A 13,586-nucleotide genomic window follows, 5' to 3' on the forward strand; every position below is an offset into this window, starting at 1 on the left:
ACTGAGGTTGCATAAGTTTGTAGGTAGTATGAGCAAAAAAGGATGTTGCTGGGATAATGCAGTAGCAGAAAGCTTTTTCGGCAGCTTGAAACAGGAAAGAGTTCACTGGCGCAATTATCGAACGCGCTATGCAGCTCAGCAAGATGTACTGAATTACATCACAATGTGGTACAACAGCCAACGGATGCATTCATACCTGAATTATCAAAGTCCCAATGAATTTGAGCGTATGGCTAAACCATTAAAAGAAGTAGCTTAAAGAACTTAACTAGGGTGACTGAATTAAGTTGACCAGGTCAGGTATTAGAGGTAAACGGTAATGCGGTGATATTAGCGCATAACCACCCATCTGGCATTGCAGAGCCATCACAAGCGGATATTAATATCACTAAACGCCTAACTGAGGCATTAGCATTGATTGATGTGCGCATGTTGGATCATATCGTGGTTGGTCGTGAGCCTGTGTCATTTGCTGAACGAGGGTTAATCTAATGGATATTAAATTCAATCAAAGCGTTATTAAGATCTCTAGCAAGTTGTTTGTGGCTTTAAAGCAATCGATTAAACAACAAGGTATTAAAGGTGATGTTTCGCAAATTACCTTTAATTATCGTGATAGCAGTTATTCAAGTGAGCAGGGCGGTTATCACCCAGTGGAAATATCCCTGCAAAAAGATGTAACGGATGGCCGATGGAGTGTGCTGTATATAACAGACTTCTGTTATTACGGGCATCCATACGCTGAGCTAACTAAAGAGCTCGATTTTGATTTTAGTTTAGCAACGTTCTCTACGACCTATTCACAACCAAGGGCAATAACACATGCAAGCGTCAAAGATATTTTCACATTGTGGCAACACAACTTTTTAAGCTATCTGGAATATGGTGCTTTTGACCAAATAAAGGTGAGTTCATGGTAAGGGTTATTTCAAGTTCTCAATTTAGCATTTTGGGAACCAGTAAAGCCTATGAAATTGGGCTTTGTCTTTCCAATTCCCCCTGAAGTTCCCAAAAACTCGTCTCACAGCAAAAAAGGAAGCTGACTATGCCTGAAGTCCAAGCAGTGAAAAGTCTTGATACGGTTAAGCTAATTAGTCACCTATTAGAAAGAACCTGTAGCAAGCAAATGTCTGATGTGTGGAATATAGGGTTAAACCTTGCTCTACGCATATCCGATTTACTATCCATTAAATTTGAAGATATTAATGGTGATCGGCTAGTGGTGAAAGAATCCAAAACTGGCAAGCTGGCTAATATAAAGTTAAATAAGAAAACGATAGACACCATTAAGGTAATTCAATCTGAGCACCCTGAGCATATTTATTTGTTTCAGTCTTACCGTAACCAACAAGCTAAAAACTCTCCGCCTAAACCATTATCACGTAGAGCAGTGACCAAAGCGTTCTCGATGATAGGTGAAGAGGTCAATATTGATTTAGGTACTCACTCGATGCGTAAAACGCGTGGTTATCATCTTTATCAAAACACCAAAGACATTGCGCGAGTAATGAAGATGCTTAGGCATGGTAGTGAAGCTGTCACCCTACGATATATCGGTATTACTCAAGATGATGTTGATAAAGACTTTGTTGAGCTGGAGATATAAATACTGCTGTCTACTTAACTAAACCAAATAGCGTTGTATTTCTCAACCTATTGAGGCGGAATTCAATGGTTACAGAAAGGAGTAATTATGAATGTAACTAAACACCAAAGAATTAAAACTATTATTCACAGTTCAGCAACAGCGGCCGCTACAGCTGGCGCAGGACTTGCCCAGGCACCAGGTTCTGACAGTGCGCTGATTACACCGATTCAAATAGCGATGATTGTATCTATCGGTAAAGTACATCAGCAAGAGCTCAGCTTCACAGCTGCTACATCAACACTATCGGCTGTATCAGCGGGTTATGTTGGCCGTGCAGTATCTCAAGTGCTTGTGGGCTGGATACCTGGCTTAGGTAATGTTATTAACGCTTCAACTGCTTTTGCTATTACAGAAGCCATTGGCTGGGGGGCCAATGCATTGCTAGAAAGGGATAGCCCTGTAGCGAGGAGGCGTTGATTTCTATCACATCATTGAGGAGCTAAATGCTCCTCATCTCTAACGGGCTTGTCTTTAGGTCAGTAAGCCTAGTATCAACAAAGCATTAAACTAACTTGAGGTGTTATAGTTGTCTATCCTCACTTGCGACTACAGCCAAAATTATTACTACGATTGCCATACTCTTTAGTCTCAGCTTTAGCTAAGTAGCTCAAACGACGAAACACTTTATTGCATTCTGTATTATATTCACTTGAATTAACATTCAAGTGATAACAAGGGGTATCTTTAGGGAAGTGAATTAGCGTCAAAATATCTTCTGGTGAAAACATCAATGCACTTGCCCAAGCTCGATAAATCTTCCCAGCCAAATTATTGTTAACTGCTCTGTAATCCCCGAAACCATAATAAGTGTCTTTGTTAAGTAATAAAGCAACATGATAATGGTGCTGAGCTGCATTGGCCGTTTCCTTACACCAGGCATACCTAACAGTGCAAGAATGAACCCGGTTACCCTCTCTTCTTTTTTTTATTAAATCCGCATTTACTTGAGCTTTAAAGGATTCAATAAAACGGGTTATAACTGTTGTATCAAATTCCCTAGGGTAATCAGGACAATCCACCACAGAAGGTAAATGTAAATCAAACCTAACTACCAACGTTCTCGGGTGCTCTGTCAACGCTTTGTCTAAAACTGATTCAATTGACTGTAAATATTGGGTGATCATACGGAGGTTGGGCAATAAGTCCCAACCATTAAATTGAGATTGATTAAAAATAGTAAGGTTTCTGTTTTGAATAAAAGATTTCATGATTCAGTTCCATAGGTAGTGTGTCTATAGGTGGAATCACTTACGTATTTTTTAACTTAGGTAGGGTTAATCATAAACAGTTTGAAACTGTCTAATTAGTTAATATATTTGAATGGCTAAAGCTTAGAGTTTAGAGTAATAACATAACCGACGAATTCTTATTATAAAGTAATCCAGCATATCTATCCGTATAACCAAAAATGACAAGCATAGGCGTAAATAAAACATTACGAATCACTCTGATAATAAATAAATTGCAACTCATAAGTATATGTGACAAATAAGATCGCACGTTGAAGTAAGTAAGGTTCTATAAAAAACAATATCTTAGGCTGAATGTTTTTTATATTGTGGAACGATGAAACCTTGAATAAATAACGATAAAAGCGTCACATAAAACACTTTAAATGTCAGTTAAAATGCTACGCAGTAACCAATGGATGGCAGTGATTTAATGATAATTGATACTCAAGATACGCAAACTAACAAACTTCATATAAAGACTAATAAACTTCACATAGAAACTAACAAACTCCGAGAGTGCCGTTTCTATTGGTGGTACATAAAAAAGGACAATCCAAACCATTCAGAGGAACCCACTACAGCAGCTGGATATCGTGAACAAATTAATGTGTTTATAAGTAGTCGCCTGGCTGTATCAGAAGATATTGAAAACAACATAAACATAATGAAACAAACTGCAGCTTACTCTCTCCTTGGTGATGATGAACTCAAGTGGATAGGAAAACATCAAGAAAGATTATGTTATTGGATTTGGAGTTATTGTCGTTTAGCTGATATGAATAAGCCTCGCCGTTGGGAGGGAGAGATTGATATTAATTTAGATCAAAATCTATCTTTTCAAGACAATATCTACGAGAGTTTACAACTAAATAAAACACCGTTAAGTGCAAGCGAACGTTATGGTCTGATAATTAAATTTCTTGATCTATGTGGATTAGAAATAAGCCAAAAGAGGAGCTTATTGAAATATTGGAAAGAGACATGGGGAAGTATTTATGGAACAGAAAGGTTTATTTGGTTAGATAACAAAAATGCAAAGCAATGTGAATGGGCTTGGGATTATCTGAGTAAGAATAAAGACTTGAATATTCCGCATTGGTTCATTCCTGTCCCCACTACTGCCCAGCAGATGTATGATGCGACGATAACTGCTTTTGATACTTTCTCCGCCCATATAGATACGAAAAAAATGTTCATGATTAAAATGAAAAAAGCGTGGAGCCAGAAAAAACACCGTGACAGCATGGAAGGAAAAAAAGCTTATAATTTTGTTCTTAAGAATGAGGTTAAAGAAAAGTTAGATAAACTGGCTAAAGCCAATGGATTAAAGAAAAATGAGTATCTTGAACAAATTATTAACCAAGAATTCAATAATATTTAAGAAGCAGATAATGAATTACTAGTGATTTGATCTGATTTCCTTGTTTATGAGCTGCCAACATGCTTTAAATTAGATTATTTATATTGTGGTGGGTGTTGTGGTGGGTGTTGCATTTTGGTTGTTGTTTTTTCCTTTGCTATATTGGGCTTATGTGTCATTATCTGTATTTAGGTTCAGAACATCGAGTAGTGTTTTAACCTGTTCGTCATTGTTTTTATATATCCCTAAAGGCCTGCTGTTGCAGGCTTTTTTGTTTCAAGCAGTGCCTGCTTATCGTTTTTTGTCTGCTGTATTTTAAACCGTTTTTTCAGGTTAGTCCGACTGCTCAGGATGAGCCGTTAATGGGTACATAACAAAGACCAATCCATTATATTGCTCCCTTTAAAATCATTAGCTTATCATTTACCAAAGTTTGAGTGTCTGCGCATTATTTTCTTTGATCTAAAGCTGAATTTTTTCTCAAACTATCCGATACAATCCACCAGTTGCCATTATTTGAATTGAGATTGATTTTAGCTGAACAATCTAGCTGTGCCTCTATTTGAGTAAATGTTAACCATTTGGGTCTGTGGAACTGCAGACCTGTACTCGAGTATTTATTTTATAGTCATATGCAGTAAAAAAGGGGTTAGTATGTTCATTATTGAGCTGTCGGTTGTTTTGGTTTGTATTTTGGTAGGCGCACGAATAGGAGGGATTGGTCTTGGTGTCATGGGGGGCGTCGGTCTTGCGATACTAAGTTTTGTGTTTGGCATGCACCCGACCAGTCCGCCGATTGATGTGATGTTAATGATTTTATCCGTAGTTGCAGCCGCTGCATCCATGCAGGCCGCCGGCGGGCTTGAGCTGTTAATTAAAATAGCTTCTAGTATTCTACGGAAAAACCCGAAACAGATTACTTTTATTGCTCCTCTGGTTACTTACATCTTTACTATGCTGGCGGGAACCGGACATGTAGCTTATTCGGTACTTCCGGTTATTGCAGAAGTGAGCCGACGCAGCGGCGTGCGCCCGGAGCGTCCGCTGGGTATGGCGGTAATTGCCTCACAGTTTGCGATTGTTGCCAGTCCTATTGCCGCCGCTGTTGTTGCTTTAGTTGCATTTTTAGAGCCGCAGGGTATTACTCTGGCAGATGTCTTATTAGTCACCATTCCTTCTACTTTTCTCGGCTTAGCCTGTGCCTGTATTATTGTTAATAAATTAGGTAAAGAGCTTAAGGATGATCCGGAATACCAGCGCCGCCTGCAGGATCCTGAATTCCGTAGAGAAATGGAAATGGACGTGGACCATAAGGAGATAACAATTAAAGCAGGTGCAGGGAAAGCGGTTGGGCTGTTTTTATTTGGTGCGTTTGCTGTGGTTATTATGGGCGCATTTCCGTCGCTTCGTCCGCAGTTTGACGGTGTTGCCATGGGTATGGCACACACTATTGAGATAGTTATGTTATCTGTAGCTGCTGTGATTATCCTGGTTTGCAAACCGGATGGTAATGCTGTTACTCAGGGATCTGTTTTCCATGCAGGAACACGTGCAGTGGTGGCAATTTTTGGTATTGCCTGGCTGGGAGATACGCTAATTGCCGGTCATGGGGAAATGGTTAAAGAGGTAGTATCTGGTTTAGTGGAAGTTGCGCCGTGGACGATTGCATTTGCTATGTTCGCACTGTCAGTTATGGTTAACAGTCAAGGTGCAACAACTGCTGTGCTGGTGCCTGTTTCTATTGCCCTGGGTTTACCGCCGCTGGTTATCATCGCAACTTTTGTTGCGGTTAATGGTTATTTCTTTATTCCTAATTACGGGCCTATTATTGCGTCGATCGATTTTGATCAGACCGGGACGACTAAAATAGGCAAGTATATTTTCAATCACAGTTTTATGGCTCCCGGCCTGCTAAGCATGGTGTTTAGTATTGCATATGGTTTTCTATTTGCGAGCATGGTGCTGTAAATAACAGCTGCACTGCAAAGTGCGACCAAGTCCTGTTATTGCTTTAATAACGGGACTTTGTTGTATTAGCCGTTAAACCTCCTCTAATTCCAGTTATTCCTATCTGCCTGACTCTGCTCCTTCTGTTTTCTGAAGCGCTATTTATTTATTACTTTTAAATACTTATAAGCTCTTTCAAGTTTGCCCAATAGCAAAGCAGCCCTATACTCTTATGTGTAGTAAATTTTTGTGGAGAGTACTTTATGATCAGCGAAGATTCAGACTTACCCTCGGCAGTACAACAGTGTTTAAGCACTTTTCGCAGCAGCGGCGCATTTTTCTATAGGAGGGCAGACGGGTTTGAGCCCGTTTCGTCAGAGCATTTTTTAGAAACAGTGCGACGCCTGGCTTTGGGTTTTCGTGCGCTTGGTTTAAAACGTGGAGATGTGGTTGCGGTGATCGCTCCGTCAAGTCCCTGGTGGCTGATGGTTGATATTGCCATTATGGCCGCAGGCGGGATCAGTACGGCAGTGTTCCCGAAAATAAGCAAAAAAAACCTGTTATACCAGCTTAAAGACAGCGATGCCCGTTTTGCTTATATTGATGACCCGTTATTGTGGGAAGCCGCTAAGGAAGGCTGCCGCTCTTTAAAGGCGGTCATTCTGCGTGATGTAGAACAAAACTACAAAAACAGTATTACCTTTAATGAAGCGCTTAAAAAAGGTGATCAGCTCTCCCTTGCCGATCCTGAGTTATACACTCGTCTGCGTGATGAAGTTAACTGCGGTGATGCAGCTACGATTATCTATACCTCCGGCAGTACCGGAGATCCGAAAGGCGTTATTCTTACTCATCGTAATATCTGCAGTCAGATCATAGGAGCAGTCGAACGCTATCCACTGGATCCCGGTAAAGATCGCGCTTTAAGCGCACTTCCTCTTGCTCACTGTTTTGAACGCATTGTGGTATATACCTACTTCTGTCAGGGCATTCCCGTTTATTTTGCTGATGATGTACAAAAACTCAGAGAGTATCTACCGCAGGTTAAACCGACTGTGATGACTATGGTGCCGCGTATTCTGGAAAAGCTGTTTGCGAGACTGCAGGAGAAAATTGGTACCTCAAATGCACTGACAAAAATGATCGGCGAATGGGGATGGCGGGTCGCGCATGAGGACTGCCCGCATGGTGTCAGCAAGGTGCTCGCTGATGCGCTGTTTTTTAAAAAAATTCGTGCAGGCCTTGGGGGGGAGTTGACTTCAGTGATAGTGGGAGGGGCGCCGCTTGATGAGCAGCTCTGTCGTTTTTTTATTAATGCCGGTATTCCGGTTTACCAGGGATATGGCCTGACGGAAACCTCTCCGGTATTAACGGCAAATTATCCCGGACATAATGTTCCAGGAACCGTCGGGCCGGCCTTTCCCGGAGTCGAGGTGGACATTCGCGGCGCCGAAAAAGAGATCTGCTGTAAAGGCCCTAATGTTATGGCGGGTTATCACAAACTTCCTGATAAGTCTGCGGAGCGCTTTGATGAGCAGGGCTGGTTTCATACTGGAGACCGTGGGGAGTTTGACGGTCAGGGCAATCTGCAGATAACCGGACGCCTGACGGAAATGTTTAAAAGCTCAACGGGCAAATTTGTCTGCCCCATTCCTTTAGAGCAGGCCTTGATTAAACATCCCTTGATTGACGCGGCTGCGGTTATTGCAGAAGGTAAATCATTTGTTGGAGTGCTGCTTTTTGCAGAAGCACAGGCATTAAAGTCCTGTATGAACTGCAGTAAGAAACTGCGCGGCTGTACCGATCCGCTGGATGCTAACTGCTGCATCATGAAGTCACTGCAGGAGCATATCGATAAGGTAAATGAACCGCTTAATGAGTGGGAAAAAATTAGAGCTTTCAGGTTTATTACCGAGGAAGCGACAATTGAGTCGGGGCTGCTTACCCCTACTATGAAACTTTGCCGCGGTAAAGCCGCCGAGCTTTATGGAGATCTGATTGAATCTATGTATGCAGTCAATACGCAGGTTAATGACAGTTTGGAGACGGAGGAGGAGCTATGAAAGAGCGGCTGGCAATAATTGAAGGCTATCGAACCCCTTTTTGTAAGGCCGGAACTGTCTTTAAAGACAGCAAGGCAGACCTGCTTGGAGGAGTGATTGTGCGCGAGCTGATGGCTCGTTCGGTACTGAATTATAGCGATATAGATGAAGTGATAATGGGAAACGTTGCCCAGCCCGGACACGCGGCTAATATCGCCAGAGTTATCGCTATGCAGGGCGGTTTTCCTGCCGAAACGGTGGCTTTTACCGTTAACCGTAATTGTGCTTCCGGGATGGAGGCGATGACTACGGCTGCCAATAAGATTTTTGCCGGCGAAATAAAGACTGCTGTGGTGGGCGGGGCTGAGTCTATGTCGCAGATCCCGCTGCTTTTCGGCCCGAAGATGACCGGACTGTTTATTAAATTGATGGGGGCAAGAACTCCCTTAGCCATGCTGCGGGTACTTTCCACTTTCCGTCCCGGGTTTTTAAAACCAGTTATTGGTATTGAGCTGGGATTAACAGATCCCGTCTGCGGACTGAATATGGGGGAAACTGCGGAGGTGCTTGCCCGAGAGTTTGCTATCAGCCGGCAGGAGCAGGATGCCTTTGCGCTTCTCAGTCATCAGCGTGCATCTGCCGCATTGTCTGCGGGCCGCCTTGCAGATGAGATTATTGCTGTTCCAGTGATGCCGCATTATAAAACCGTGCAGCATGAAGATAACGGCCCCCGCGAGGAGCAGACGATTGAAGCACTGGCTAAGCTGCGCCCCTATTTTGATAGAGTTGCCGGTAGTATTACCGTGGGTAATGCCTGTCCGATAACCGACGGGGCAGTTGCTTTTACCGTGATGGCGGAATCTGAAGCGAAGGAGCGCGGACTGAAACCCTTAGGTTATCTTAGAGACTATAGTTATGCCGGACTTGAAGGGGCGCGCATGGGATTAGGACCGGTTTATGCGACATCTAACCTGATGCGCAAGAGTAGCCTGCAGATGAGTGACTTTGACCTGATTGAGCTGAATGAGGCTTTTGCGGTACAGGTTATTGCTAACGAACGCGCCTTTGCCAGTGATTTGTTTGCTAAGCAGTATCTGGGCAGAGAAAAGGCGCTTGGCGCCATTGATCGAGAAAAATTAAATGTTAACGGAGGTGCAATTGCACTTGGTCATCCGGTTGGTGCAACAGGCGGGCGGCTGATTTTAACTCTGCTCCATGAACTGCGGCGTAGAGGTTTACAACGCGGGCTTGCCACTCTTTGTATAGGCGGCGGGCAGGGTGCTGCACTGGCGCTGGAGGTTGAATAATGGAAACTATTCGAGTTGAAAAAGACGACTGGCTGATAAGAGTTATTTTTGATCTTCCCGGAGAGAAGGTTAATAAACTTTCAAGCAGCGTGATGGCTGAGTTAGATCAGGTGCTGGCAGATGTTGCACAGGAGTCTTCTTATCAAGTGGTGAGTTTTGAGAGCGCGAAAAAGAATATATTTATTGCCGGTGCGGATATCGAAGAACTGCAGACGATCCGGACGGTCACTATCGCACGAGACAAAGCGCAGGCGGGACAGCTGATGTTTTCACGTATTGCTGATCTGCCGCAGACGACGGTTGCTGTTATCAACGGTGCATGTGTCGGAGGCGGTTGTGAATTAGCGCTTGCCTGTGATTTCCGCCTGGCAACCGATAACCCAAAAACTAAAATCGGTCTTCCTGAAGTGCAGCTCGGCATTATTCCCGGGTGGGGAGGCACACAAAGGCTGCCTCGCTTAATCGGCTTACCCGAAGCACTGAAAATTATACTGCCGGGAAAAACGGTTGATGCAAGAAAGGCGAGTAAAATTAAACTGGTGGATAAGGTGGTAACGGCCTCGCTTTTAGAAGTGGAACAGCAGAACTTCTTTCAGCAGTTACGCGACAGCGCTTTCTGCACTTCACTTAAGAAAAATAGAAAACCGCAAAGAAAGATGCAGTCCCTGACCCGCCGTCTGCTGAAGACATCCATCGGGCGCTCCTTTGTTATTAAGCAGGCAACTAAAAATGTTTTAAAAACAACCAAAGGTATGTACCCGGCACCGTTGGCGGCTCTGGATGTATTGTCTGAGTCCTGCAGTTTTGAACAAGGTATCGAGCGTGAATTAGAGGCTTTTGCAAAACTTGCCGTTGGAGACATCAGTAAAAACCTTATTAGTTTGTATTTTTTAAATGAACGGGTGAAAAAAGAGTCAGGTTCAGACTTTACTGGAGATATCACTGCGCCGTTATCGGGTGTTGTTTTAGGCTCAGGTGTAATGGGAGGCGGGATCGCCTGGCTGATGAGTCATCGTGGTTTATCGGTCAGGATGAAGGATATCAGCTGGGAAGCTATTTCTCTGGGCTATACAGAGGCCGCTAGATATTTTGCACAGTTAAAAAAACGCCGTCGTATTAAACAAAGCGAAATTGACAGAGCGATGAATCGTATTGGTGCCGATATCGATTATCAGGGGTTTTCCAAGGCTGATGTAGTGGTGGAAGCCGTTGTTGAAAACATGGAAGTCAAAAAACAGGTGCTTGCAGAGGCTGAAGAGCACCTTTGTGAATCTGCTTTACTGTGTACTAATACATCGGCACTGTCGGTTTCTGAAATGGCCGAGGTATTAAAAAGGCCGGAAAATTTCTGCGGTATGCATTTCTTTAATCCTGTTAACCGTATGCCGCTAGTTGAGATTATTCGCGGGGAGAAAAGCAGCGAAGAAACTATCGCCAGGGCGACGGCTGCGGTTAAAGGCTGGGGAAAAGTACCTGTCGTGGTCGGCAACTGTCCGGGCTTTCTGGTCAATCGGATTTTACTGCCTTATATGAACGAGGCCGCTTATCTGCTTGAAGAGGGCGGATCGATTGACGGCATTGACCAGGCCGTTACAGATTTTGGTATGCCGATGGGACCGTTTCAGCTTGCCGATGAGGTGGGTATTGATGTCGGTTATAAAGTGGCGCAGATTCTTGAGCAGGGATTTGGACCGCGCATGGCTGTCTGCCGCTTATTAAAAACAGTTTATGAAGATTATAAGCTGCTTGGTAAAAAAGGCGGGACGGGTTTTTATCATTATCAGAAGAAAAGCACTGAAGTAAATTCATTGATATATCAGGCTCCCTCAAGGACCGCCCCTAAAGAGCACGATCATCAGGAAATGATAGACCGTCTGATGATTATTATGGTCAATGAAGCCGCTTATTGTCTGCAGGAAGGTGTAGTTGCTGATGCCGGGCAGTTAGATCTAGCGATGGTAATGGGAACCGGGTTTCCTCCCTGGAGAGGAGGGTTATGCCGCTGGGCAGATTCTGTCGGATTAGACATAATTGTGAAGAAATGTGAAGTTTTCAATGCGCAGGCCGATCCGCGTTACCAAGTGAGTCCATACCTGCGTGAATTAGCAGATGCCGGACGGGGATTTTATTCGTAGTAAAAGGAGTTGTTATGAGCTTACCAGATAAGGAAGAGAATGAAGTAGTCATTGATACTTCGAAGATGAGTGATGCCAAAGCCTCGTCATTACATATTACCGAGAGCGCTCGGGAATCGGTCTGGCAGCATCCTAGCTTTGGTAAGTCGTTATTTATGGGAGAGTTTAAAAAAGAGATACTTTTCCCCTTTCCTGTGCAGAGTGATGATGATAAAAAAATCGGTGATCAGTTAGTTAAGCAGGTCGGCTTGATTCTTAGCGAACTGCTTGATGCTGATTTAGTTGATGAAAGCCGCACCATTCCTGAGCAGGCGATCCGGGCACTGGCTGAAATCGGTATATTTGCCATGAAGGTGCCTAAAGAATACGGCGGTCTTGGTTTAACGCAGGTGAATTACAATCGCGTCATGATGGCGATAGCAAGTCACTGCGGTTCAACCGCGGTACTGATATCGGCCCACCAGAGTATCGGTGTGCCGCAGCCGCTTAAGTTATTCGGCAGCGAAGAGCAGAAACAACGTTTCCTTCCTCGTTTTAGAGAGGGAGCTATTTCTGCTTTTGCTTTAACTGAGCCGAGTGTTGGTTCAGATCCTGCGCATATGAAAACCACTGCCACTCTTAATGAGCAGGGTACGCATTACCTTATTAATGGTGAAAAATTATGGTGTACCAACGGCCTGATTGCTGATTATCTGGTAGTGATGGCTTGTACAGCACCGAAAATGGTCCGCGGTAAAGAGGTTAAACAGATCTCGGCCTTTATTGTTGAGGGAAATAGTCCGGGCATTGAGTTGGTTCACCGTTGTGATTTTATGGGCATACGTGGTATTCAAAACGGACTGATGCGTTTTACCGATGTGCTGGTGCCGCTTGAAAACCTGCTTTTAGAAGAGGGTCGTGGTTTAAAAATAGCCTTAGCGACACTTAATACCGGGCGCCTCACTCTGCCGGCGGCAAGTGCCGGTATGGCTAAGCAGTGTGTCAATATGGCACGGCGATGGGGTGGAACGCGTGTACAGTGGGGATCTGCAGTTGCAGAACATGAGAAAGGATCTAACCGTTTAGCTTTTATTGCTTCCACGGCTTTTGCAATGGAAGCGGTGACCTGGCTGACCAGTCATCTGGCTGATAAGGGTAATGTAGATATTCGTATGGAAGCCGCTATGGCCAAGATGTTCTGCAGTGAAATGGCCTGGCAGGTAATGGATGAAACGGTACAGATGTTCGGCGGGCGGGGTTATGAAAAAGCATCTTCTTTAAAAGCGCGCGGCGAGTTACCATTTCCTGTAGAGCGTATGCTTCGTGATTGTCGAATTAACCGTATCATTGAAGGGACCACTGATATTATGGAGCTGTTTTTAAGCCGCGAGGCTTTAGACACTCATCTTAAATTAGCCGCCGATCTGATTAAACCCGGGGCAGACTTTGCCTGTAAAAAATCTGCAGTTATTAAATTGTTAAAAGAATATGCTGTCTGGTATCCAAAGCAGTTTATTAATCTAACTCTGTTCACTCGTTTTTCCCATAAAGGGAAATTAGCCGGACATGTTAATTATTGTCAGCGAACGGCTCACAGACTGGCAAGAACACTTTTTTTACAAATGGGGCTGCACCGTGAGAAGTTAGAGCTGCGTCAGGAAATTCTTGGGCACCTAATGACGATAGGATCAGAATTGTTTGCTATGGCTGCTGTCTGTTCCTATGCAGAAAGTCAGGTTTTAAAAGGTCATAACAATGCGTTAACGTTGGCTGATCACCACTGTCGACAAGCTCGAGTGCGTATTAAAGCGGAGTTTAAGGCAGTTTTCTCCAGTCAGCGGAAAACCGCGAAGCAGATTAGTACCGCTGTACTAAGAAAAGACTTTTCCTGGCTTGAAGAAGGGATCTACCCTGTAGCTCCTGAGGAGTAGCCGCG

Annotated in this window: 11 protein-coding genes and 1 pseudogene; 11 read left to right on the forward strand and 1 reads right to left on the reverse strand. The window is 43.9% G+C overall.

Annotated elements, in window-relative coordinates; translation table 11 throughout:
• The 5 genes and pseudogenes from G327_RS23990 to G327_RS0105000 all read left to right on the forward strand — a co-directional run.
• On the forward strand, positions 1-259 hold a 259-nt coding region (locus G327_RS23990; protein ID WP_019613658.1), incomplete at its 5' end, for an IS3 family transposase.
• Positions 260-312: 53 nt separating this feature from the next.
• A pseudogene (locus G327_RS23995) lies at positions 313-492 on the forward strand (JAB domain-containing protein); the annotation flags it as partial.
• Positions 492-920, forward strand: coding sequence for a DUF2787 domain-containing protein (locus G327_RS0104990; protein ID WP_019613660.1), 429 nt, complete (start codon positions 492-494; stop codon positions 918-920). The pseudogene G327_RS23995 and the gene G327_RS0104990, both read left to right, overlap by 1 nt.
• Before the next feature lie 125 nt (positions 921-1,045).
• Complete coding sequence (locus G327_RS0104995; RefSeq protein ID WP_019613661.1) at positions 1,046-1,606, forward strand: tyrosine-type recombinase/integrase; 561 nt, start codon at positions 1,046-1,048, stop codon at positions 1,604-1,606.
• Positions 1,607-1,693: 87 nt separating this feature from the next.
• Positions 1,694-2,065 carry a hypothetical protein gene (locus tag G327_RS0105000; protein ID WP_019613662.1) on the forward strand — a complete coding sequence of 124 codons (372 nt, stop codon included), beginning with the start codon at positions 1,694-1,696 and terminating at the stop codon, positions 2,063-2,065.
• 119 nt (positions 2,066-2,184) lie between these two features.
• On the opposite strand, the gene G327_RS0105005 is transcribed toward G327_RS0105000, so the two are convergent.
• Entirely contained in the window at positions 2,185-2,856 is a 672-nt protein-coding gene (locus G327_RS0105005) for an inovirus Gp2 family protein (protein WP_019613663.1), read from the reverse strand.
• Positions 2,857-3,292: 436 nt separating this feature from the next.
• Here G327_RS0105005 and G327_RS0105010 point away from each other — a divergent pair, with 436 nt between their 5' ends.
• From G327_RS0105010 to G327_RS0105035, 6 genes are all read left to right on the forward strand, one after another.
• Complete coding sequence (locus G327_RS0105010; RefSeq protein WP_019613664.1) at positions 3,293-4,261, forward strand: hypothetical protein; 969 nt, start codon at positions 3,293-3,295, stop codon at positions 4,259-4,261.
• A 633-nt stretch (positions 4,262-4,894) separates the two neighbouring features.
• Positions 4,895-6,208 (forward strand): anaerobic C4-dicarboxylate transporter family protein, encoded by a 1,314-nt coding sequence (locus G327_RS0105015; protein ID WP_019613665.1) that lies wholly within the window; start codon positions 4,895-4,897, stop codon positions 6,206-6,208.
• A gap of 242 nt (positions 6,209-6,450) precedes the next feature.
• Positions 6,451-8,250 (forward strand): AMP-dependent synthetase/ligase, encoded by a 1,800-nt coding sequence (locus G327_RS24000; RefSeq protein ID WP_019613666.1) that lies wholly within the window; start codon positions 6,451-6,453, stop codon positions 8,248-8,250.
• A complete protein-coding gene (locus tag G327_RS0105025; protein ID WP_019613667.1) occupies positions 8,247-9,536 on the forward strand; it encodes a thiolase family protein in 1,290 nt (429 codons plus the stop codon). The genes G327_RS24000 and G327_RS0105025 overlap by 4 nt, the downstream gene beginning before the upstream one ends.
• On the forward strand, positions 9,536-11,671 hold the full coding sequence (locus G327_RS0105030; RefSeq protein ID WP_019613668.1) for a 3-hydroxyacyl-CoA dehydrogenase NAD-binding domain-containing protein: 2,136 nt from the start codon (positions 9,536-9,538) through the stop codon (positions 11,669-11,671). The genes G327_RS0105025 and G327_RS0105030 overlap by 1 nt, the downstream gene beginning before the upstream one ends.
• Positions 11,672-11,685: 14 nt before the next feature.
• A complete protein-coding gene (locus G327_RS0105035; protein ID WP_019613669.1) occupies positions 11,686-13,581 on the forward strand; it encodes an acyl-CoA dehydrogenase family protein in 1,896 nt (631 codons plus the stop codon).
• Positions 13,582-13,586: the final 5 nt, after the last annotated feature.

The organism is Psychromonas ossibalaenae ATCC BAA-1528 (genome assembly GCF_000381745.1).
In the GTDB taxonomy this organism is placed as follows: domain Bacteria; phylum Pseudomonadota; class Gammaproteobacteria; order Enterobacterales; family Psychromonadaceae; genus Psychromonas; species Psychromonas ossibalaenae.

What these genes read in the sequence shown, in the direction of transcription:
- G327_RS0104990 (WP_019613660.1), top strand. Translation starts at nt 492, where the DNA reads ATGGATATTAAATTCAATCAAAGCGTTATTAAGATCTCTAGCAAGTTG.
- G327_RS0104995 (WP_019613661.1), top strand. Translation starts at nt 1,046, where the DNA reads ATGCCTGAAGTCCAAGCAGTGAAAAGTCTTGATACGGTTAAGCTAATT.
- G327_RS0105000 (WP_019613662.1), top strand. Translation starts at nt 1,694, where the DNA reads ATGAATGTAACTAAACACCAAAGAATTAAAACTATTATTCACAGTTCA.
- G327_RS0105005 (WP_019613663.1), bottom strand. Translation starts at nt 2,856, where the DNA reads ATGAAATCTTTTATTCAAAACAGAAACCTTACTATTTTTAATCAATCT.
- G327_RS0105010 (WP_019613664.1), top strand. Translation starts at nt 3,293, where the DNA reads ATGGATGGCAGTGATTTAATGATAATTGATACTCAAGATACGCAAACT.
- G327_RS0105015 (WP_019613665.1), top strand. Translation starts at nt 4,895, where the DNA reads ATGTTCATTATTGAGCTGTCGGTTGTTTTGGTTTGTATTTTGGTAGGC.
- G327_RS24000 (WP_019613666.1), top strand. Translation starts at nt 6,451, where the DNA reads ATGATCAGCGAAGATTCAGACTTACCCTCGGCAGTACAACAGTGTTTA.
- G327_RS0105025 (WP_019613667.1), top strand. Translation starts at nt 8,247, where the DNA reads ATGAAAGAGCGGCTGGCAATAATTGAAGGCTATCGAACCCCTTTTTGT.
- G327_RS0105030 (WP_019613668.1), top strand. Translation starts at nt 9,536, where the DNA reads ATGGAAACTATTCGAGTTGAAAAAGACGACTGGCTGATAAGAGTTATT.
- G327_RS0105035 (WP_019613669.1), top strand. Translation starts at nt 11,686, where the DNA reads ATGAGCTTACCAGATAAGGAAGAGAATGAAGTAGTCATTGATACTTCG.